Source organism: Adlercreutzia sp. ZJ176 (assembly GCF_011038975.1).
Taxonomy (GTDB): domain Bacteria; phylum Actinomycetota; class Coriobacteriia; order Coriobacteriales; family Eggerthellaceae; genus CAAEEV01.
In genome coordinates, this window is the sequence record NZ_JAAKEC010000003.1 from 48,863 (window position 1) to 70,918 (window position 22,056).

Consider the following 22,056-nt stretch of genomic DNA (forward strand, 5'->3'; position numbering starts at 1 on the left):
CTTCGCTAGAATCCGAAGTCATCCAGGGGCATGAACGCGATGTCGACGGAGAACTCCTCTTTCCACGCAACGCGCCCGCCCTCGTGCTCGCGCGCGACCAGATAGCACGGCTCCGCCGGGGCGAACGCCCGCTTGGCGGAGAGGGCGAAGGCCACCTGCGTGACGCGCTCGAGCTCGCTTGCGCTCGCGCTGTCCGCGTGCACCAGGCGCACGTCGCTGACCTCGTTGCCTGACGCGTCGGTGAGCACCAGGTCGTAGGCGCGCGGCGCCACCTTGCCCGCCACCGCCTCGGTCTGGAACAGCTCCACGCGGAACAGCGCGCTCGTGATGCGCCGGTTCGTCGAGACGAGCTGGAGCGTCGTCGGGCGAGTCTCCTGCGCCCCCTTCGCACCTGCGCGCAGGCTGCGGAAGCGGATGACCGGGACGCACAGCTCCTGCAGGCTCGCGCCGCCGTGCACGTAGCGCTCGCCCGCCCCGGGACGCTTGATGCGCGTGCAGTCGCGCGGGGCGAAGCCGGCGAAGGGGCCGTACGCGCTCATGTCGACGCGCGCGAGCACGTCGGAGGTCGCACCGTCGCGCGCCACGGCGAAGCGGCGGCCCTCGAGCACGCTCTCGCCTTCGAGCACGTCGCGGCCCACGCGCTCGAAGGCGCGCAGGGGCTTGCGCGTGAAGAGGAAGCCGTGGTCGGCGGTCACCACCACGCGCGTGATGCCCATGCCGCTCACCGCCCGCTTCGCCAAGGCGCAGACGTCCTCGATCGCGTCGGCGCACGCCTCGAACACCTCGCCTTCCGTGGGAAGCTTCTCGCCGGCGGCGTCGATCTTGTTGTGATACACGTAGACCACACGCGCCTGCGCCGTCGCCTGCTTGAGGTCGGCCGTCTTCATGCCGAGCACGTCGGGCGCGCGCAGGGCGCAAGCCTGCGGCACGCGCCCGCGCAGCACCGCCTGGCGCTGCTCGGTTGTGCCGGTGGGCAGGCCGTCGGCGAGCACGCTGCGCGCGCCGGCGTCGAAGGCGAGCGCGGCGTGGGGAAGCAGGGCCGCCATGCCGAACTCCGTGACGGAGGGGAAGGCCGCCTGCATGGTGTCGAGGCGCGCCTGCCCGCGCATCTGGCGCTCGAGACGGTCCGCCAGCTCGCACGCCACCTCGAAGCGCAGCGCGTCGGAGACGATCGCGCACACGCGATGCCCTGCGGAAAGCTCCGGCTCCACCACGTCGGCGAAGAAGCGGCGCTGGTCGGGCACGTCCTCCACGCACCCGCGCACGGCCCATTGCGAAAGCGCCGCGCGCGTCCAGCACGCCGTGCTCTCGGGCAGAAACCAGCCGTTGTACAGGCGGTCAGCCCAGTCGGCGAGGGCGCTCGCCTCCTCCTCGAGAAGCGGGCTCGGATCCTTCGCGCTGCGGTTGAGCGCGCAGACGAGCCTCCGGTACGCCGTGTCCATGGCATGCCAGTCCTCGACGTAGGCGCGCCACGCCTCGTGGGCGCGGGCCAGGTGGAACCCCTGGGTGTGCCTCAGGTAGAACGCCTGCATGTCGGCGGCGGCCGAGAGCAGGTCGAAGTACGGCTCGACGCACTCGTACCACCCCAGGCAGCGGCGCGCCTGCACGACGGGCCCCACCTCCTCGCAGCGGTGCGCGCCCTGCGCCAGCGAGCCCATCAGGTCCTGCAGGATGCGCTCGTTCACGCAGGGGAACACCTCGCAGCGCCCGAGGGCCGCAAGCGGAAGCTCGGCGAAGCGCCGCGGCAGGTTGCAGGCGTCCTCCACCTCGCGGCACGCCTCGTAGAGCGCCGCATATGCCGCCTCGTCGTCGCAGGACATCCAGCCGCGCACCACGTTGAGGCAGAACTGCGCGCAGGCGGGCGCCAGGTAACGTTCAAGGCCCTTGAGGTGGGCGGGATCCATCGTCGCCGACGAAGCCGTGACCAGCACGTGCGCGCTGAGGGAGCGGGAGTCGGCCACGTCGCCCGCATATCCGGTCACGTGCTCCACCAGCCGCTCGAGCGCCGCGCGGGCACCGAACTTCTCCACGCCGCAAAGCGCGCCCTCCCCCGCGCGAAGCCTGAGCAGAAGCGCCCGCACGATGGCCTCAGGCGACACCTCGGCGCTGCCGAGCAGCACGGCCAGCACGCCGCAGCGGACCTCAGCCGAGGTCCGCGGTGCGCCCACGCGGCTTTTGAAGCGCGCCGCGCGGTCCTTCGCCGCGAAGAAGCCCTTGAGCTCAGAGAGCGCCGCGCGCACCTCGTCGGTGTCGGCGGCGTCGAGCTGGTCGACGAGCAGCGAGAGGTAGTCAGCCTGGAAGCTCTCGGCGTACAGCTCCACGTCGGCGAGCCAGTCGCCCTCGAGGCTGCCGCGGGCGCGACGGCGGTACACCAGGACGTCGCTCTCCACGTCGTCGCGCGCGAGGAGCTTCTTCACCGCGAAGAGCCCGCCTGGCTCGGCGCGCACGAGGCGCACCAGACGCGGGAGCGGGGGCGCATCCGCCCCGCCGAAGCCCGCGGCCTCGAGCTTCGCGAACACGTCGGCGAACTCGCCCTCCGCGTCGTGCCAGATGACGATGCGGCGGCGCGCGCAGTCGGGCAGCGGAGCGGCAAAGCGCCGTGCGAGCTGGTCTTCTACGTCGATATGCATGAGGTCCTTCCCTACTTCACCCGAGACAGCACGTCGGCGAACTTGGCGTAGTTCACCTTCACGCCGTCGTCGAGGTCGATCTCGATCATCTGGTCCGCCAGGTGGTGCACCTTCTCCTCGAACGCGCGCGTCTCGGAAAGCTGCGCGCGCAGCTTCGTCAGCTGCTTCTGCAGCTGCACCTTCTGCGACTTCTCGGCCGCGTCGAGCGCGTCGGCGAGGTGGTCGATCTGTGCCTCGTAGCGCGCCTGCATGCCGTGGACGTACTCCGTGCGCAGGCGCGCGAGCAGGTCAGGCTGGTAGCGGTGCAGGTAGACGAGCGCCTTGAAGCCGTTCTTCTTGCCCGAGTCGAACTGCCAGTAGATCGGGCGCTTCTTGTAGGTCTGGCAGTGGTCCTTGAAGAACTCCTTGAGGAAGTAGCTGCGTATCACCGCACGCGGCGAGCCCGTGCCGCCGAGCGCGTCAGCCACGAAGGCCAGGTTCTCCTCGAGCGTGTCGGCCCCGTAGGCCGCGCGCACGAACTCGACGAAGCGCCCCACGATATCGTCGTCGAAGTAGTCGTCGTCCGTGATGGGGATGACGTTGTCGGCGTCGGGCAGGAAGGTGACCTGCGCGGGATCGGGCATCTTGGCCAGGTAGTCGTCGAGCGTGTCGCCCTGGTTGGCCAGCACCAGGCCTTCGACGTCGAGCGAGTAGCGGCCGAACATGCAGCCCACGGCGTAGCTGATGAGCGAGGTGATCTCGTCGCGCTTGGTGCGGACGTACTTGTTGCCCCTGAACGACGCGGGGATCTCCTCGGGCGTGTCGAACACGCGCGCCACCGACACGTACTTGTCCTCCACCTCGATAGGCACCTCGCCCACCATGTCGTAGATCTCCGCGAAGATGCGGTTGAGCTCCTCCTCGTTGGCCTTGAGCTGGTCGAATCGGGCGTTGGCCTCGGCCTTCCACGCCTCGTACTTGTCGGCGATGAGCGTAGCCATCAGGCGGCCCTCCTTTCGTTGCGAGCGGCTTTATAGGGTACAAATGTTCTTGTGTTTTTGGTATAATGGAAGCCGGTCAACGGAGTAAGTCCCGTGTGCTGGCAGCGCCTTCTTCTCAGGAAGGAGGTGAGGTGCCTATGGAGTTGATTATTCAGATTATCGGACTTGCGACGGCAGTTGTGAGCCTGGTGTCGACGATAGTTAAAGCCATATCCGTAGCACGGGGCGAGCGCCCCAAACTGAAGGGCGGTCGTAAGCGCTAGTTGACTTACGACCGCCTGGAAAACCAACGGCGCTGCCCGCATCGGGAAACACGGGCATCCGCTGGCCATATTATAGCAGGAATCGCACACCTGATAGCCATCGGCAACGTAAAGAATACGTGTGTTTTCCTGGGAACCGTTGGAAATGCAAGTGCGCTCGCTCAACTTGCAAAATACAGCATCTTGCAAGCGACAGCAGCGCGTGGTATAAGGAAGGTGGTCCTCCCGCAAGGGTCGGCCTCCAAGAGCCGGGGGGTGCCCCCCGGCAACCGGCAGCGGCTTCTTCGGAAGATTGCTCGTCCGGGTCGAAAGCGAGAGCTTACGACAAAGATTCGGAGTCCTCGAGAGAGGGGCACCGACGATCGGGGACAAGGCCCCGGTACCCAATTGGTCCTCCCGCAAGGGTCGGCCTCCAAGAGCCGGGGGATGTCCCCCGGCATTTTTATATTGCTTCACCGAGTGAACCAAAAAGAAGAGCACAGCATATTCAGCTTCATTTCGCCTCTCAGCACAAGACGCGAGCGGCAAGTCGGAAGGAGCGAGAAAATGAGGGAGGTCTCCGTCTTCGTCGATGAATCGGGCGATTTCGGCGAAACATCCCGCTTCTACTTGATCACGCTTGTCGTCCACGATCAATCCATCGACATCATCAAAAGCATTTCCCGTTACGAGGCATCGCTGCAAAGTCGCAACCTGCCGAACATACCCATGCACTTCAGCCCGCTGATCAACGGAAACAACGGCTACAGGAAGCTGAGCCTTGGTCAGAGGAAGTTGCTGCTTTCCGCCTTCCAAGTGTTCGCCATGCACTTGCCCGTGCGCTACAAAACGTTCGCGCACCGTAAAAATCGCTTCCGAAGCTCCGCGCAACTCATGCAAAAGCTCAAGCAGGAACTCACTCTGTTTCTTTTCGACAATCTTGATTTCTTTCAGTCGTTCGACGTCATCAAAATCTATTACGACAACGGACAAGAGGAAATATCCAAAGCGCTGCATAGGGCCGTGGAGTACGCGCTTTCCAAGAATGCCCTCATCTACAAGGACGCGTCGCCTCGAGACTATCGGCCTTTCCAACTCGCAGACTTCATCTGCGGAATCGAACTGACCGCCTTGAAGTTCGACCAGCAATGCCAAACGTCCACCGACGAGCTGTTCTTCGGTGGTTCCGTGAGTTTCAAGAAAAACTATTTGAAGAAGCTGAGACGAAAAAGTCTGTAGGGCTATGGAGACAGCGCGGAAGCCGGGCCCCGCGAACACGCGGGTACTCCGGCTTCCACTTCCTAACCCCCGCAGGGGCGGCATCTGTGAAACAGAGTAGCATGCCGCAAAAGCAAGCTGAACAGCCGAGGAAGTAAAGCTCAAATTATTGCCAGACTTTATCATTCTTGCACACTGTCAATCACATTTGGCTGATCAATGGATTCGACTAAAATCCTGTACCAGGCTTCCAGCGTGTCTAGTTTCACTATCATCCGCATACGAATCTCAAGCAAAGAACCTTCTGGCTTTTCTTCTCCTTCATATTCAACCTTTTGTGGTTTATTCCCATCTTCAAGGAAAATATATGCATCTGTTCCACGAAGCAGCACCGCTATTCGACCATGAGCAAAGGCGTTTCTGATGTGTCTGCACACACTTTCGATGCACGAATCCTCTTCGCCGTTTTCCTTTCTTCCGATAAACAGTGCAGCGCGTTCGTCGAGAGAATCAAAAGCATCTGCACCATTGCTCGACAAATCAAGGTTCGCGAGATTCAGCTTCATTCCTTTACGCAAATACACAAACTCAAATTTTGTGCAATCCAGACCGAATGGGAGTAGAAATTGTTCATCAAAAAATGCTCTGTTCTGAGTACGCGACCCCTTCTTTGGATCGCAGGATGAGCAGAACATATTAATGCACGACGGATTAGCCAAACAGCTTATTTCTTTAATCGGAGTTCGCAGCAAGAACCAACATGCAAGTTTTTCCACACGTCTATAGACTTCACCAATTCCGTCAAGTGGATACTTCTCAAGTACAGGGAACTTGCTCTTCTGCACAATAACTAAATCGCTTGCAGGGGTCTTTTTTCTTTTTTGCTTATCAGTCATACAGCATCACACCAGCGGATGACGTTTGAAATCCCAGGAGGTTTCAAACGAATCGTAATCAGATTTGGAAAGATCAACGGAATAAGAAGCAGCCACCAGAACGTCTTCAGATTCAGTGATCTTCATATTGAAAGGGTATTGAGAGATCTGTCCAGGCTGAAAATCTAAGGTTGCCGACATAAACCTAGCCACATGCATACCAACTGCCGAATTAAGAAAGGCCATGGACGCCAATAAATTTGGACGTCTCCCGAACGCAGCCGGGCCCGTCATATCAAACAAATACCCTTGTTCTTTGTAGCGAACTGCCAGAACACCACTCGACACGCGAGACCAAGATACCATTGGCTGAAAGTTTAGAGAGTCTTTTACAAGGACAGCGCCCGCTTTTCTTAACTCAACGCCACCCTTTCCCCAGTTAACCACATACTCGTTATTTCCATACCATTTCTTGAATTGGCCGCCTTTGTTGTATGGAAGCCATATTATGAAATCCGAATAGGGATAATCGCTCGGAGCACCTCTTCTATCCGAAGACACTTCATGCCATAAGCGCAAGAATCTATCATTATTGCAGGTAGCCATCCCTAAATGCGTTTCAGTATTCGAACCGAGAGATGGATTTTCGAACGCCTTCAACATGGCGCCACTGGCCCAGTAGGCTATGGGGGTGCCGGGGATTTTTGAGAAGGAGCTGGCGCTTCGGCGGTAGAACCAGCCGCAGTCTGGGTTTTCGATGGCCTCCCTTATCGCCTGCTCTTTCGCCTGCTCGTTCTCGAAGTCAACAAGGCGCAGGTACGTTGCTGCAGCATCGGTGTGAGCACCCGAATAGACCGTCGCCGTTGTCGCGACGACCTCCCCGCCAATCGCGCTGAATGCGCGCGTGCCGAGATGCGCCATCGAGACGATCGAGCAACTTGCGAGAAGCTTCCCGCGCATGGCCTCGAAGCTGCCGAGGAACATCCAGCTTTGCATGGTGACCATGGCGGAGTAGCCGCTGGCGTCCGCCAGAGTGAAACCTCGCTCGACGAAGCAGGTGCAGAGGTCGCGCTTGCTGTCGGGGTAGCTCTTCTTCGTCCAGCTCGCGAGCCACTTGTTCATGTTGGACGAGCCCATGTAGGGCGGATTGGCCACGACGACGTCGTAGGTTCTTGCGAGAGGCGCGCAGTTCTGCTGCATCTGGCGCAGCTTGTCGCGAGCGGCGTCGGCGAACAGGTTGCCGGCTGCGGCCTGCTCATCCAAGACGCGCAGCGCTTCGTCAAGCGCCGCCAAGTCTGCGGCATCGGGCGCGAACAGGCTGCCGCACTCGTCGGCGTGCGCCATGGCGTCCAGCAACGCCGTGCGCTTTCCCAGCTCAGAGACGAGCTGTAGCTCGCCTTCGTCAAGCTCAGCCCTTCGCAGGCACGTGATGCGCGGCCGCACTCCCCTGCGCAGGAAGCGGCTGTCGTACTCGCACGCCTTCATGGTAAGCGCGAAGCTCGCCATGGCCGCCGCGCGCGGGTCGATCTCCATGCCCGACAGGTTGTTCTCCAGCACGAGGCGCGGGATGTCGCGACGCACGTAGCCCGCCTCCTCGTAGATGCTCGCCAGCAAGTCAAACGCATACACCAGGATGTGGCCCGAACCGCACGCCGGGTCAACCACGGTGATCTCCTCGGGCGAGGACACGCGCCGAAACGCCACGCGGGCATCATCCTCGTTCGCGATGTAGTACGGCATGCGCCCAGCGAGCTGCGAGCTCGGGGTGTTCTGCATCCACAAGCGCCCGAGCGAGTTCTCCACCAGGTAGCGCACGATCCATTCGGGCGTGAACAGCTGCGTGGCCGGCGCGATGGCGTCGCGCTCCGCCTTCCTGCCCTTCTTGAAGCCGGCGAACACCTCGTCCTTGCGCTCCGACACGTAGTACTGGTACATCCAGCCGACGATGCGCACGCCCTCGCCCGCATCTTCCCCCTCGCCTTCGCGCCAGTCGGACTCGGGGATGTCGCTCACCAGGTGCGCGAGCACGCCGTCGTGGTGCAGGAGCCCCGCGGGCAGCAGCAGCTCCATGGCGCTTCCCACCGGCTCGAACACGTCGGGCATGCACCGGGACAGCTCGTTGCACTGCGCGAGGAACAGCAGACGGAACAGCGCCTCGTCGTCGCCTGAGCCCATGGCCTCCACCACGCGATCGGCGTCGAGCCCCTCGATGCGCACGTCAAGCGCGCGTGTGAGCACCTGCGGGGAAAACGAGCCGTCCTCGCCCGACAGGATGCGCACGCGGCGCGGAATGCGGTCGTTCAGCTCCATGAAGCGGATGGCCGCCATGCGGTTGAACCACGTGTAAGCCGCCTCCTCCATGAGGCGCTCGAAGCTGTCCGCGTAGCCCGCGCCCGCGGCCGGCCCCAGCTTGTCGATGAGCAGGCCGCGCCGGCGCTTCTCGGCACCTGAGAGCACGCGGCCCTCTATGACGTCGGCGTCCTTCGGGTCGTGCCCGTCCTCGCGGATGCCCCAGTAAAGCGCCCGCTGCCTCACCTGGCGCAGAAGCTCGGCGCGCGCCCAGGTGCAGAAGTTCTTGACGGCGGTGTCGTTCATGATCTCCCCCTCCTAGCGCACGCTCACGGAATCGGCGTCGCGCAGGGCCTCCATGAGCTTGGCGCGGATGGCCTCCACGTACGCGTCCACGTCGTCCTCGCTGGTCAGGCGCTTGACCGGGCACAGTTCGGCGCGCGATACCGTCTTGGGCTTGCGCGGGCGCGGCGTCGGCTCCTTCGCTTCGCGCTCCTGCGGCTCGACCAGCCGGTTGTCAACGCTTCGCAGCTGCGCGATTCGCCACGCCTCAAGCTGCGACTTCAACGCGTCGAGGTCCTTGCAGAGCCGCGCAGCATGAACCTCGGACTCAAGGCGCTCCGCGCGCTCGCCCACGTCGGCGACGAGCGCGGAGGTTGCGGTGCCCACGGGGTCCGCCTCCTGCGCGTACTTCCTCACCTCGTCGCACACGGCGCCGACGAGCGAGAGCACGTCGCCGCGCTTGGCGCGGACGGCCTCGTCGTGCGCGCTTGAGATCGCCCGGGTGAGCTCGTTGAGCTTCGGAATGCGCTCATAGGGCGCGTCCATGCCCAAGATCTCGTCGAGGGCGCTGGCCGCTTCCTGCGCCGCGGCGTCGCCCGCCAAGTACACGGACTCCTGGCGCGCAAGCTCGCGCGCCGCGCGCGCCTCGTCGAACAGGCGCTGCTGGTTCGGGAAGAAGCCGCTCACCTTCTCCATGTCCTCCTGCCAGTCGAGCAGGTCGTCCTCCTTGGCGGTGAACTCCTTGAGCAGCGCCTTCTCGTCGGACGCGCACCCCAGGATCTCCTGCGCGAGACGGGCGCCCTGGGTCACCACGTCCTTGCCAGGGTACGGGGCGCGCGCGTACTCCTTCGCCAGAAGCCCGCGGCAGCCCTCCTCCTGATCCTGCAGCGCCTCGCGCACCGCACGCGTGAGCGAGTCGACGTCCTCAGGTGCCGCCTTGTGCGTGAGGTCTGACAGCAGGCCTCGCGCCTGGCTCACCAGCGCCGCCGAGGGGAGCTCGCGCTTCTGCACCGTCGCCTGGTCGGCCTCGCGTTCACGCAGGACCTTCAGCAGCCTGCGCTGGTCGGACAGGTCGCGCGGGTCGAGCAGCTTCCCCGCCTCCCGCACCACGGCCTTCTGGTCCGCCACCAGGCGCGCCACCGTCGCCGCGATGTCGAGCTCGCGCCAGCCGAAGGGCGCCGCGGCGAACTTGCGGTGGATGTCGCCCATGCTCGTGGGCTGGTGCGTGCGGTGCTGCAGCTCCAGGAACTTCGCCACCTCCTCCAAGGCGCGCTCGTTGCCGCCGCCCATGCCGGCAAGCCCCGGCTGCGCCTCGCCGCGCAAGGCCCGGATGAGGTCCTCGTCGCCCAAGGCGGGCGTGACAACGTAGTCGGCCTTCGTGAACGTGGAGGTCACCAGCTCGTCGAGCACGCCTTCCATGACCTGCTTCGCGGTGGTCGCGCGCGGGCGCACCGCGTGGCCGGCAACCGCGCAGCGCGCGTGCAGCAGCGCGTCCTCCAGCATGGCGCGCGCCTCCTTCTCGCTCGCGCGCGCCTGGCTCTGCTTGCCCCTGATGATGCTCTGCCGGCCCTCGGGCAGCTGCGCCACGTTGAGGCGCTTGACGTACTTGTCCACCTTGGCCGCGTACGAGAGCGCCTCGAAGTAGTCGGACTCGGTTGACAACACCACGAGCGCCTGACCCGCCTGCGCCGCCGACCTGAGCGCCAGCTGCCCATCGTCGGCCTGCGCGAGCGCGTGGGCCACCGTGATCACGTTGAGCTTCATGCCGTTGGAGGTCGGCCCATAGGGGCTATCGTCCACGAGGCGGTCGAAGGGGAAGTCGTTGGCGCCCTTGCGGTGCTTGCGGCTGTTGCAGATGTCCTCGAACAGGATGCGCTTCACGCGCTCGAGCACGAGTGCCACGTCCACCTCGGTGTCGTTGATCTCGCGCGTGACGTCCTGCTCCTCGTCCGTGAGGAAGCTGTATGCGTCGCCGTTGCGCGCCACGTAGTTCTCGCGCACCAAGCGCTCGAGCGACAGCTTCACCTGCTCGCGCAGGGAGATCTTGTCGGCGTTCACGTCGTCGACCATGAGGATGGCGATGTTGCCCACCGTGGGCTTCACGTCGTTGACGTAGCGGATGAGGTAGAGGGTCTTGAGCACCTCGACGTCCTGCAGCTGCAGTCCGTGCGACTCCTCCGCCGCGCGCTGGCAGCGGTCGATGACCTGGCGGATGCCGTGCTCGAGGAAGGTGGTGATGGTGTCGTAGAAGCGCCAGAACGGCACGAGCGCCGCGGTGTCGCGGTCCTGGACCTTCTGCGCGGCCTCCTGGAAGCCCGACAGCATGCTGCGCTCGCCGCCCGAGAGGTGCTTGCCCGCGTTGCCGTGCTTGCGGATCTCGGCCAGCACGTTGGGCATGAGCTTGAACTGGTAGCCCACGAACGGGTAGCTCTCCGCGAAGTCGGCCGCACTGGCGTATCCCCGCAGGTCGCTTTGGCTCTCGTCGAACGTGAACAGGTTCTTCAGCACGGCCGACAGGCCCGCGTAGTCAGCCTCGAGCTGCAGGCGCGCGGCGTCGGTCTTCTCCAGCACGCGGCGCCTGATCACCTCGTCAACGCTGCTCGACGAGAGCGACAGGCGCGTGTTGAAGCGCCCCTGGATCTTCGAGAAGTCGTTGCCCGCCACGCGGGTCACCTCGTCGATGGCCTCCTGGCTGGTGACCATCACCCACACGCGGCCTCTGCACTTCGTGCCGAGCTCCTCCACGATGGTCTGCAGGTTCAGCATGAGGTTCACGTCCGAGCCGATGAACTGCCCCACCTCGTCGGCCATGAACAGCAGGCGGAACTTACCGCCGCACGCCGCGGCGCGCGCGTCCACGTAGGCACGCACCTCGTCGGTGAGCTGGTCAACGCTGATGGCGTCGCTCTCCGTGCCGTCGAACCAGTGCTGCGCGGCCTCGCGGCTCATGCCCAGGACCTCCACGAGCGTCTCCACCACGTCGTCCTCGAAGAACACGTAGTCGCTGCGCGCCTCAAGCCAGCTTGCGCCGTTTATGCGTTCGAACGCAGCGCGGAACTCGCCCGTCTTGCGTGCGCGCTCCACGAACTGCTCGAGGCGCGCGAGCTTCAAGTCCTCGCCGTAGAAGCCGCGGTGCTCGTAGAACACGCGCGCGAACGAGCGCAGAAGCGCCGTCTTGGCCTCCGCGCCCTCCTTCCACTGGCCGCCCTTGTTGTCGATGTTGAACAGGATGGCCTCGGTGGGCACCGAGCATGCGCGCCTCATCTGGCTGTACACCAGCGGGTCGGCGACCTTGCCGTCGAAGTAGTCGATGGCCTGCCTGCCGCCCACCTCCTGGTTCGACAGCAGATACGAGAGCATCTTGAGGAAGTGCGACTTGCCGCTGCCGAAAAAGCCCGAGATCCACACGCCGATCTTGTCGGTCGGCACGTCGATGGCGCGCGTGTAGCTCTCGAAGAAGTCTGCGAAGTGGCGCTGGAGCTCGCGCGTGATGACGTACTCGGAAAGCTCCTGCCGCGTGGCTTCCTCGTCGGTTTGCGCGACCTTGACGACGCCGTTGATCGAGCGGTTGATGTCTTTGGAGAAGAGGGATTTAACCTGCATGGGAGCTCCTTACACCAGGTCGAAGGCCCGATAGTAGTTTCCGTCCGTCAGCTTGTTGAAGAGCACGAGCGACTGCCCGTCAAACGACCCGGGGTACATCAGCACCACCGGCATGTCCTCGAAGAGGTGCTGGATGTTGTCGAGCAGCACGTGCGCCCGCAGGAACGGGTACACCTCCCCCACCCCGGTGATGAGCAGCACGTCGCCGGGCTGGTGGTCGGGGTAGTTGACCTCGCTCACGAACGCCTCGGGCGTCGCGGTTTTCTGCAGCTGCTTGAGCAGGCCCTCCTGCCCGCGCTTCTGCTCCTGCTTGGGTATGGCGTCGAGGATGCGCTTCCTTCGGCAGATCTCGAGCAGCGCATCGTAGAGGTTGCGCTCGACGATGCGGCAGGGAAGGATGCCCGCGTCCGCCTCGTGCTTGAGGCGGACCACGAAAGCCCGCATCTGCAGCTCGAGGGCGGGGTCGTAGCAGAAGGTGAAGATGCCCACCTCGTTGCCGAGGCCGCGATTGCCCAGGAAGTCAGGCTGGGCGAGCCGCTCGCGCAGGACGGCGCAGCGGTGATCGAAGTCCGCCTGCGCCTTCTCGCGGCGCGTACGACAGGACGCGGGCTCAGAAGAGCGGCACGACGTGGATGAGCCTGCGGACGGACGGCGCGTGCCAGACACTTGACCTGCCATGCTCACGCCCCTTCCGTGCAGTTGAAGGCGGGCAGCAGGCAGGCGTCGCCGTTGGCGACCATGACGCGCTTGAGGTCAGGGTCGAGCAGGATGGGCTCGAGGGCGTGGTAGCGCACCTGGGAGAGCATGCCCGCCTGGAGCAGGCTGTTCGCCAGCGTGCTCGCGACGCGCTGCGCGGTCGACTCCGACAGGCGCGCCCCCGGCTCGCGCTCAGCCTGGTAGCGAGCGAGAAACGCGCTCATGTCAGCGCGCGTGAAGCGGTAGTCCAGCGTGCGGTAGCGCACGGCCACCTCGTCGAGCAGCAGGCGGTAGACGATGTCGAATACGCGCGCCATGCCGTAGAGGTTGGCCTGCGCGGCCTGGTCGTGCGCGCCACGCGCCACGAGCTCGACGAGTTCGTCCGACTGCAACGCGTCGAGCCGCCGCGCGCAGGCGCGTGCGATGCGCGGAACGGAGTTGACGGTGGGATATTGGAAGAGGTTCTCGCCCTTGGCGAGGGACACGATCTCGGGAGTGCTCTTGCCTTGCAGCCGCAGCTCGGCCACAAGCCTCATCTCCCTTAGGAGGAAATGCTCTCTACTGAGAGACCCCCCCCCATGACTGTTTCTTCGTTTAGCACCACAGCACCACTCCGCACGTGTTGAAGATGAGCATTCCTCACAATTATAGCGCACGAATCGGTTCCCCACCTAACAGCCTCCTGCTCAGTCTCGCCCGCGAAACCAACTCGCGTTCGCTCGATGCCCAAAGCAGCTTGACGGCGCAAGACGCCCCCTGCCCGCAGGCAGACTGACGCTACAGCCGAGAAGAAGCTGCGATTTGAACGTTTAGTTTTAGGTAGCATAACCCGAGAAACGCGAATAATGTTGCGCAACAAATCGTGGCGCACGCAGGCACATCGCGCTGAATCAAGGGCTTGTTTCAGCGCTGTTCACGGCAACGATAAGCGCAAAGAGGGGTCCTGGCTTCGCAAAAGAACGCGTATGCTTGCTTGGCGACTTTGGCGCGAAGGTCGCCTTCGCCCCGCGCGCCTCTTTCGCCCCGCGCGCTGCCTTCGCCTTGCGCGCCTCTTTCGCCCCGCGCGCCTCTTTCGCCCCGCGCGCCGGCTGCCTTCGCATCTTGCCCCTTCGCCGCTTAGAAGCGCCCCTGGGCGCCGCTCGTGTAGCGGGCGCGCACGATGTCATCGCGGATGATGCGGAACGCCTCGTCCTCGCCGCGGTCGGCGAGCAGGTGCAGCATGTACTCGAGCAGGTTCGCCGTCTCGGGATGCATGGTGTAGCGGGCGCGTCCCTCCTCGTAGTACGCGAGCGCGCTCGCGTCGGTGTAGGCGTCGCCCTGGTACACCTTGCAGGCGGCCACGCGGTCGCAGAACATCTCCACCACGTAGCGCGTGGGCATGGGCGCGCCCACGATGCGCCCGTCGCCCTTGCCGCGCACGTCGGTCCAGTACTCGTAGTGGTGGCGGTTGCGCCCCTTGTGGTGAAGCCACGCCTCGCAGAAGCCGCGCTCCTCGCGCTCGGCGGTGTTGGGGCTGCGCGTGCCCTGGTAATAGCGCATGCCCGTGCGAAACTCGGTGGGCGTGTACTTCGAGAGGTCGTGGAGGAGGCCCTGCTTGTAGAGCCCCACGCGGAAGCAGTGGCGCATGACCTGGATCTTGTGCGCGTTGATGGTGCGCAGGTGCCGGCGCGCCATGGAGAGGGTGCCGCGCGGCGGCTCATAGCGTTTTCCCAGATGGAGGGGGAGCTCCGCCTCGTCGATGACGAAGACGTTGCGGTCGCGCAGAAGCTTCGCGGTGACGCCGTAGCCGGGGCGCAGCGTGCCGGTGAACGTGCCGTCGTACACCTGGCGGCTGCCGCACGAGGGGCTCTTCGCCTTGAGGACGGCCATGCGGCACCCCTCGCGCCGCATGAGCGCGAGCGTGGCCTCGGCGCCGCGCACGAACGCGTCGGTGACGTCGGCGCCGTCGCGCGCCGTCACCTGCCAGCGCGCGCCCGCGTGCGTGATCTCGCTCGGCTCGCGCGGCGTGGGCAGGCCGCCCGCCACCTCGGGGCAGACGGGGATCACCTCGACGTCATCGCGGTCGAGGAGGGCGAGGGCGGCCTCGCATGGCTTGGAGGCGCCGTCGTAGCGGCACGCCTGCCCCAGCAGACACGCGCTCACCGCCACCTTCATGCGCGGCTTGCACGGCCTGCGCGGCCCCCCGTGCGATGCCGCCTCCCGTGATGTCACCTGACGCAACCCTCCGCCTTCCGCTCATCCGAAGCCCTGTCGTACCGTGCCGATGGTAGCACAAAGCGGGGGCGTGCGCTCCAGGCGCACGCCCCCGCCCTTGCCAGCGAAGTCATCGAAGGGGGCCGCTCGCACCCGCGCTCAAGTCGTAAGCCGCGAGCCGCAAGCTGCAAGCGCGGGCCGCAGGCTGCGGGCCGAGCGCTCGACGCGTCAGGCCGAGAAGATGGCCACGTGCTTGCCCTGCGCCTCCTGCGCCAGGTCAGCGAGCGCGCCGATGGCAAGCGCACCTGCGGGGCAGCCCCTCACGCACAGCGGGTCGGGGTCGACGGCGTAGCAGGCAGCGCATTTGTCCAGCTCAGGCGCTACCAGATGGTACTGGCGCAGCTTGCCGTCAACCAGGTAGGGCTCGCGGCGCACCACGCGCATCCAATCCTCGTCGTACGGATAGCGGTGCGTCTCGCGGCAAGCCGCCTCGCAGCCGAAGCAGCCCAGGCAGTCGTCGAGGTTGACCATCATGGCGATGTTGGATCCGGCAACGCTCTTCATTACATATCACCTCTTCCGGCTTCGATCTTGCACAGCGACGAGCGCATCGGCGTAGCGCCGTATCCCGGCTCAGCGGGCGTGGAGGGCACGAGGATGTTGCCGTTGGCTTTGTCCCAACCGTAGCCCGGAAGCCCGAGCTCGGGGCACGCGTCACGCCACCCGGGACGCGGAACCGCCACGACCCCCTTCTTCACCTCGCGGGACACCTGCGCCTTCGAGATGATCTTGCCACGCGGCGAAGTGATGGTGACCCACTCGCCGTCGGTGATGCCGTAGGTCTGCGCGTCCTCGGGATGAATGACCACGAACGGGTCGGGGTAGAACTTGCGCTGCGCAGGGACGTTCGTCCATGCCGAGTGGAAGAACGAGTACACGCGATGCCCCGTTATCACCGTGAGCGGGTACTCCTCGGCGAGCTCGGGCTGACTGATGGGGCTCTCGAAGGGCTCCGTGTAGTCAGGCAGAGGGTCATAGCCGAACGCCGCCATCGTGGGGCAGAGGAACTCGATCTTACCCGAGGGCGTGGGGAACCCAGGCTGGCCGTCGGGGCGCAGCATGCCCAGCTCGTACTTCTTGTACACCTTCTCGCCCGCGCCGCCGCCAGGCTCGGTGGAGCGCACCGGCACGGCCTGGAACTCGTCCCACGTGAGGTCGAAGCCGTAGAACTCGCGCAGGCGCCAGAGCACCATCTCCTTCTCGTCCTTCCACCACCAATGCTCGGGGTCGATGCGACGACCCCACTCCAGGAAGAACTTCCAGTCGTCCCAGCACTCGCCCGGCGCGGCCACGGCCTGGTCGAACGCAAGGATCACGTTGCCGTCGAGCTCCTCGTCGTACGTGCAGCGCTCAGACCAGTCGCAGCTCGGCAACACAATGTCGGCAAGCTGGGCCGTCGGCGAGAAGTAGAAGTCCTTCACCACCACCAGGTCGAGATTGGGGCTGGTCATGGCTTGGTACGTCAGGTTCGTGTTCTCGTAGCACAGAAGCGGGTCGTTCGCGATGGCAACGAACATCTTCACAGGACGCGGCTCGCCGGTGATGATGGCCTCGAACACCGCATGCGGATCGTTCGAGCGGCCGAACGACTTGTAGAGCGGATGCTCCTCGCCGCCGAAGGTGAAGAGCTCCGGGCGACCGGGGTCCTTCATCGAGTCCCACAGCGTGATCTTGTCATCGAGCATCACCGAGAACGACAGCGGCACGTTCACGCCGCCGGGCACGTCGATCCAGCCGAGCAAGCCCTGCAGGCAGGCGATGGCGCGGCCGTTCTGGATGGCGTTGGTGTGCATGCAGCCGGGCCCGAGCCCTACCATCATGCCCACGGGGCCCTCCTCGCCCATCAGGCACGCGGCCTCGCGGATGTCGTCGGCGTCGAGCTCGCACACCTCGGCAGCGCGCTCGCACGTCCAATCCTCCACACGCGCTGCCAGCTCGTCGAAGCCCTGCGTCCAGTTCTCCACCCACTCCTCGCTGTACCAGCCGTGCGCGATGACCTCGTGGATGAAGGCGAGCGCAAGCGCGCCGTCGGTGCCGGGACGAGGCTGCAGAGCCACGTCAGCGTGCTTGGACATGTCATGGAAGCGCGTGTCAATGACGATGAGGTTCGCACCGCGCTTCAGGTTCGCCAAGATGTGCTTCATGCCGCTTCGCTCCATGGCGGGGTTCTGCCCCCACAGCACGACGGTCTTCGACTGCGCGATGTCGCCGTCAGCTGGCGAGAAGATACCGAGCGAGATGGCGTTGGGCAGGATGTGGGGCATGAGGCAGACGTGCGTGGGCACGAGCGACCAGCCCTCCAAGCCCAGCGACGAGTTGAGGCGGCAGTGCCAATGGTTCGACGTGCGGCCCGTGCCCTGGCCGGTGACGATGGCCTCGGGGCCGTACTCGGCGATGATGCGCTCGCACTCCTTCGCGATGACGTCGAGCGCCTCGTCCCAGGTGATGCGCTCCCACTCCCCGCTTCCGCGCTCGCCGACGCGGCGCATGGGGTACAGGATGCGCCCCTCGGTGTTGTTGTGCACCTCGCGCTGCGACATGCCCGCGCCGCACACCACGCCCTGCGACTTCGGATTGCCCGGATCACCCTCTACCTTGAGGATCTTGTCGCCTTCGGAGTACACGAAGACGCCGCAGCGGGCGTGGCAGGTGGTGCACTGGGTTCTGGTCTTCTTGATGGCCATGCTTCCCCCTTCCGCGTTGTGGACTACTCCCCCTATTATGGAGGGGCGCGAGGCGCAGGGCATAGAACCGAATGGTTGCCGCGCCCTGCAACAAACCGCTGCTGCGACGCATGGTAGAATGAGGTCATCAGGCACGTCGACCACGGGGGATCTCATGCACATCGACGGATTCCGCTACTTCATCGCCCTGAGCCAGGCGGGGTCCTTCAACCGCGCCGCCGAGGAGCTGTTCATCTCGCAACAGGGACTCAACCGCGCCATAACCTCGCTTGAGAACGAGCTGGGAGCCAAGCTCGTCACACGGAGCCGCAAGGGCGCGCGCCTCACGCCACAAGGCGAGGCGTTCCTCGCGCACGCACGCGTGATCGTGAGCGAATACGATGCGCTGACCGCCGAGATCGGCGACAGCCTGCTTGACGAAGGCGAGGCCGCGAGCCCCCTGACGCTGGTCACCACATCGTACCTGTCTCAACTTGGACTTGCGCCCATCCGCGGGACGCAGCTGGCCAAGCGCGCCCAGACGCGCGAAATGCTGCTGAACCGCCTGCTCGAGCGCTTGGAAGCCGGCGCGTCTGACGAGCTGTACCTCGTGGACCTGTTTCCCGACACCATGGCGAAGCTCGCACGCAGCGGCGCGCTCGCCTTCGAGCCTTTGTTCTCCAGCACGCTCGGCGTGATCTGCCACGAGAGCTTCCCCTTGCAGCCCCGCGGGCCCGTGCACCGCGCCGATTTGGCGAAGGTGCCCATGGCCTACAACTGCGACAGCGCCGTCGACCGGTTCGTGAGCCGCATGTTCGCCGACGCACCGCTGACCAACGTACGCCTGACCTCGACGAACGGCACCTCGCTCATCGAGTACGTGGGAACGGGCGAGGTGATGAGCCTGTTCGACTCCTACGCGTATCACGTCGGCATGCGCAGCAGCGAGTTTCGCGCGCTGCATCTGCGCTTCACGCCGCTCGCCCACGAGGAGGCCGTCACGCGCGTGGGGTTCCTCTACCGCACCGACGCGCCTCCCTCGCCGCGCGAGCGCCGCCTGATCCGCGAGGCGAAGCGGTGCTTCGAGGCGGAGAACGCCGACTACCTTCGAGACCGCCGCCTGACCTGCGTGAGCCCGCTGGGGTGACGTGCGAGCTGGCTGGCCGAGGCTCGACGCGAAACAGGCGAAACGCCCGACTGACGACACACGGATGCTCCAGAATGCGGCTTAGATGCGAGGTGGAGACGCGCTGGAAACGCTAGCGCGTTGGCGGCTTGGGAGCTGCGGGAGCTGCGAGAGCCGTTGGCGCTGCGGGAGCTGCGGGAGCCGTTGGCGCTGCAGCCTCGCCCTTGCCGTCGAGGATGGCGAGCGCCTCGAGGTAGCGCGCGCGGCGCTTCATGTCCACCGCGGTGAGGCGGCGCTTCAGGCGCTTGGGGTCGAGGTTGTGCTCGAGGTCGGCGCGCTTCACCTTGACGGCCACGGGGTTCTTCCGCACCCCGCGCACGTAGTCCAGATAGTCCACGCGCTCGTCATGCGTGAGCAGCTCGACCGCCGCGATCACGCTCTCGGGCATGCCTGCCGCGCGCAGGTCTTCGGCCGTGAAGCCGGAGTCCTCGAGCACGTCGTGCAGAAGCGCCACGCACGTCTCCTCTTCGGTGTCCATAGCCTCCGCCACGTGCAGCGGATGGTTGATGTAGGGCTCGCCCGCCTTGTCGAGCTGCCCCTCGTGCGCGCGCCGGGCAATCCCCGCCGCAGCCGCCGTCAATGCCGTGCTTATCATAGACCGAGCTCCTTCCTGCCTTTTCCCTTGATGGTAGCACGATGAGGTTTTCTTGGTTTCCGTATTGAAATAAGAACATATGTTTTATATAATTGTGGTAACATCAATTTCGGTTGGAACAATCCTAACCTCACGGGACAGCCTCCTCTTCGAAAAGCGGTGATGTCCTATGTTGCTTCCCTTTTAATAGCATTTTCATACCTCAGTTATATTGAATCAGTATATTGGAGGAGCGTATAATGCTATTCGTGTTCGATCCGAAGAAGAACGCCACCAACATCGAGAAGCACGGCATGAGCTTCCTTGAGGCACAAGCACTGTGGAAAGACGATGATGCGATCCGCTTACCGGCAAAGGATCGGGGCGAACCGCGCTATCTGGTCGTCGGCATGATCAGCGGCAAGCATTGGACCGCCATCGCAACCAATCGGGGAGACGCCGTGAGGATCATATCCGTTCGTCGGTCACATGAAGAGGAGGTCAGGCTTTATGAGCGCCGTAAACGTTAACACTGCAAACTTAGAAGGACTCTTCGACGAGGGCGCGGACGTGCTCGACTACTTCGACACCGCAGCAATCGAGCACTTGAACTGCGAGGTGAAGCGCGTCAACGTCGACTTTCCGCAATGGGTCGTCAACGAGCTTGACAAAGAGGCCGCGCGCATCGGCGTAGGTCGGCAAGCCATCATCAAGACGTGGATCGTAGAGCGCCTTGACTCCATGGGAAAGCCCGCCTAGCAAGCATGCAGGAGGCAAAACCGGAAAGCGAATGGAGTGGGCAATCGGCCAAGCAGAATAGCGCAAAGCCGACGTCTACGACTCAATTGCCCCAAGCGCTTTGCAGAGACGCTTCACAGGATTATTTCGCGCCAAAACGCCCAGTCGCTCCAATACATCTATGCAACCGTCATCACCCATGCTCGCCGCTATGCGCAGCTCATGTTTCGCGCGAGAGGAAGCCGTGTAGAAAGCGAGACCAGGCTCAGTTCCGTACTCTGTCTCCGGAGGAAGCCACAGACGCTCGTCGACATCAATGAGGATGACAGCCTGAGCTTCCATTCCTTTGAATTGTCTATGTGTGTATACCTTCACGCCAGTGTTTTTCCAGCGAAACGTCTTGCTCTTCCTGCTGAAGCAGCGATCAAAGCGAGACTTATCAATGGTCGAGCATGTCAAGACAACGATGTCTTCCAGTCCAGACCGTACCAACGCGTCTATCTGCTCATCCACGAAAGACTCGAGGTTAGACACGTCAGTTGATACACGCATAAGAGGCGGTCTGCCCGTCTTCGTTCGACGCTCCTCACTCGGAACGAATTCCTCTCTGAGAGATCGCAACGAGCATCTGGCAATACTTTCAGTGTTGCGGCAGTTCACATAGAGGGTAAGCTTGCAGTCGGCTTCATTGATAAATTCCGGCATGTTCGTACCTTGGACGAACTGCCGCCTGTCGTAGAACATATAGAGCGTGGCGTCCTTACTTCTCACCACGTCGAGCAAGTAGCTTAAAAACCCCGCCTCTTCGATGTCTTTGAGCCCAAAGTCTTGTCCTTCGTCTATGACAACGTGGTCGTAGACGAATCGCTCGGGATGATCGCTCAACATCTCGCTGAGGACATAGTAGTCCGGCACGGGCGTATCACAGAAACGACAGGCGAAGCTGGCGATAGTCCGCACCTCGATGCGCGGCACCTTTGCGCATCGGCGTTTAATGTCCTCCGCAATAAGCGCATTGAAGCACAGAAACAAGACCTTACCGCTCCGCGCTGCTTGCTTTGCGCGCTCTATGGCGATTAGCGTCTTGCCTGTACCGGCAGCACCGGCGATTACCGCAATCTTCTGGTCCTGCAGAAATCCGAGCACACGCGCCTGCGAATCGAGCAGGCGCGCAAAGACGAACTCGCTGTAACCGTAATCCATCATGCCCGTTGGGACGATGTTGAAGGTTGGACAAAGAACCTTATCGAGAATCAACCCGACCTCTTCGTCAGACAGACGCGTGACGATGTCACCCTCGTCCCTGACCCTGAGGGAGAAAACCCTGTTGATAGGACGCTGCGGATCACCCAGATCAGACCGACTGAAAGTCAACCCTCTGCATGAGTTCATATCATAGCGAAGATCATCAAGATCACATGACGACAGACTCGGAAACCACACGGCGTGAACGAACTTACATCGCTTCTTCAGATGACTCAAGCCCATCTCATCGAAGCGGTCAGATAGCATCCACTTGTTCTGCTCAGCCTGATAATATGGGCCCCGGTGCTTCATGGGCCTGCCGTCGGCGTACACCCACTCACCGCCATCGCATCTGACCCGACCTGCCTTCACCTCAATGACAAGAATCCCGAGCTTTCTGTGAAACACGACGAAGTCAGCCTCCGACTCCTCCACCTTGTTGTTTTTCACCCGCGACTGCTTAAGCGAGTGGATGACGAGATACTCGTCATCAAGACCCCTCGCGAGAGCCTCGTAGATCTCGCCCTCCCTGCTTCTCTCATCGAATTCACCGGGACCGAAGCTCGGTATCATGCGCGCCAT

17 protein-coding genes are annotated in these 22,056 nt (G+C 63.6%); 5 read left to right on the forward strand and 12 right to left on the reverse strand.

What is annotated here, in order from left to right; genetic code table 11:
* Positions 1-5 precede the first annotated feature (5 nt).
* On the reverse strand, positions 6-2,630 hold the full coding sequence (gene pglZ / locus G7Y50_RS02110; RefSeq protein ID WP_165049033.1) for a BREX-1 system phosphatase PglZ type A: 2,625 nt from the start codon (positions 2,628-2,630) through the stop codon (positions 6-8).
* An 11-nt stretch (positions 2,631-2,641) separates the two neighbouring features.
* The gene (locus tag G7Y50_RS02115; protein ID WP_165049008.1) at positions 2,642-3,610 is read right to left on the reverse strand and encodes a hypothetical protein; all 969 of its coding nucleotides are present in this window, start codon (positions 3,608-3,610) and stop codon (positions 2,642-2,644) included.
* A 137-nt stretch (positions 3,611-3,747) separates the two neighbouring features.
* Here G7Y50_RS02115 and G7Y50_RS12145 point away from each other — a divergent pair, with 137 nt between their 5' ends.
* Positions 3,748-3,873 (forward strand): hypothetical protein, encoded by a 126-nt coding sequence (locus G7Y50_RS12145; RefSeq protein ID WP_255464091.1) that lies wholly within the window; start codon positions 3,748-3,750, stop codon positions 3,871-3,873.
* 546 nt (positions 3,874-4,419) lie between these two features.
* Positions 4,420-5,091, forward strand: a complete 672-nt coding sequence (locus G7Y50_RS02120; RefSeq protein WP_165048998.1) for a DUF3800 domain-containing protein — start codon at positions 4,420-4,422, stop codon at positions 5,089-5,091.
* Between the two features lie 161 nt (positions 5,092-5,252).
* Here G7Y50_RS02120 and G7Y50_RS02125 read toward each other — a convergent pair whose 3' ends face one another.
* The 8 genes from G7Y50_RS02125 to G7Y50_RS02160 form a co-directional block, all read right to left on the reverse strand.
* A complete protein-coding gene (locus tag G7Y50_RS02125; protein ID WP_165048989.1) occupies positions 5,253-5,966 on the reverse strand; it encodes a hypothetical protein in 714 nt (237 codons plus the stop codon).
* Positions 5,967-5,972: 6 nt separating this feature from the next.
* A complete protein-coding gene (gene pglX / locus G7Y50_RS02130) occupies positions 5,973-8,540 on the reverse strand; it encodes a BREX-1 system adenine-specific DNA-methyltransferase PglX (protein ID WP_165048976.1) in 2,568 nt (855 codons plus the stop codon).
* A gap of 12 nt (positions 8,541-8,552) precedes the next feature.
* Positions 8,553-12,119, reverse strand: coding sequence for a BREX system P-loop protein BrxC (gene brxC, locus G7Y50_RS02135; protein WP_165048948.1), 3,567 nt, complete (start codon positions 12,117-12,119; stop codon positions 8,553-8,555).
* Positions 12,120-12,128: 9 nt separating this feature from the next.
* Entirely contained in the window at positions 12,129-12,797 is a 669-nt protein-coding gene (locus tag G7Y50_RS02140) for a DUF1788 domain-containing protein (RefSeq protein WP_165048918.1), read from the reverse strand.
* Between the two features lie 2 nt (positions 12,798-12,799).
* Positions 12,800-13,486 carry a DUF1819 family protein gene (locus tag G7Y50_RS02145; protein ID WP_370457958.1) on the reverse strand — a complete coding sequence of 229 codons (687 nt, stop codon included), beginning with the start codon at positions 13,484-13,486 and terminating at the stop codon, positions 12,800-12,802.
* A 445-nt stretch (positions 13,487-13,931) separates the two neighbouring features.
* Positions 13,932-14,957 carry a DUF5662 family protein gene (locus G7Y50_RS02150; protein ID WP_165048900.1) on the reverse strand — a complete coding sequence of 342 codons (1,026 nt, stop codon included), beginning with the start codon at positions 14,955-14,957 and terminating at the stop codon, positions 13,932-13,934.
* A 279-nt stretch (positions 14,958-15,236) separates the two neighbouring features.
* Entirely contained in the window at positions 15,237-15,572 is a 336-nt protein-coding gene (locus G7Y50_RS02155; RefSeq protein WP_165048890.1) for a hypothetical protein, read from the reverse strand.
* Entirely contained in the window at positions 15,572-17,752 is a 2,181-nt protein-coding gene (locus G7Y50_RS02160; RefSeq protein ID WP_165048877.1) for a molybdopterin-dependent oxidoreductase, read from the reverse strand. The genes G7Y50_RS02155 and G7Y50_RS02160 overlap by 1 nt, the downstream gene beginning before the upstream one ends.
* Before the next feature lie 154 nt (positions 17,753-17,906).
* On the opposite strand from G7Y50_RS02160, the gene G7Y50_RS02165 reads away from it, so the two are divergent.
* On the forward strand, positions 17,907-18,878 hold the full coding sequence (locus tag G7Y50_RS02165; RefSeq protein ID WP_165048850.1) for a LysR family transcriptional regulator: 972 nt from the start codon (positions 17,907-17,909) through the stop codon (positions 18,876-18,878).
* A 112-nt stretch (positions 18,879-18,990) separates the two neighbouring features.
* Here G7Y50_RS02165 and G7Y50_RS02170 read toward each other — a convergent pair whose 3' ends face one another.
* Positions 18,991-19,512, reverse strand: coding sequence for an HD domain-containing protein (locus tag G7Y50_RS02170; RefSeq protein WP_165048843.1), 522 nt, complete (start codon positions 19,510-19,512; stop codon positions 18,991-18,993).
* A gap of 239 nt (positions 19,513-19,751) precedes the next feature.
* On the opposite strand from G7Y50_RS02170, the gene G7Y50_RS02175 reads away from it, so the two are divergent.
* Positions 19,752-20,021 (forward strand): BrnT family toxin, encoded by a 270-nt coding sequence (locus G7Y50_RS02175; RefSeq protein WP_206214732.1) that lies wholly within the window; start codon positions 19,752-19,754, stop codon positions 20,019-20,021.
* Entirely contained in the window at positions 20,002-20,250 is a 249-nt protein-coding gene (brnA, locus tag G7Y50_RS02180; RefSeq protein WP_165048832.1) for a type II toxin-antitoxin system BrnA family antitoxin, read from the forward strand. The genes G7Y50_RS02175 and brnA overlap by 20 nt, the downstream gene beginning before the upstream one ends.
* A gap of 75 nt (positions 20,251-20,325) precedes the next feature.
* On the opposite strand, the gene G7Y50_RS02185 is transcribed toward brnA, so the two are convergent.
* Positions 20,326-22,056 (reverse strand): nuclease-related domain-containing DEAD/DEAH box helicase, encoded by a 1,731-nt coding sequence (locus G7Y50_RS02185; RefSeq protein WP_165048823.1) that lies wholly within the window; start codon positions 22,054-22,056, stop codon positions 20,326-20,328.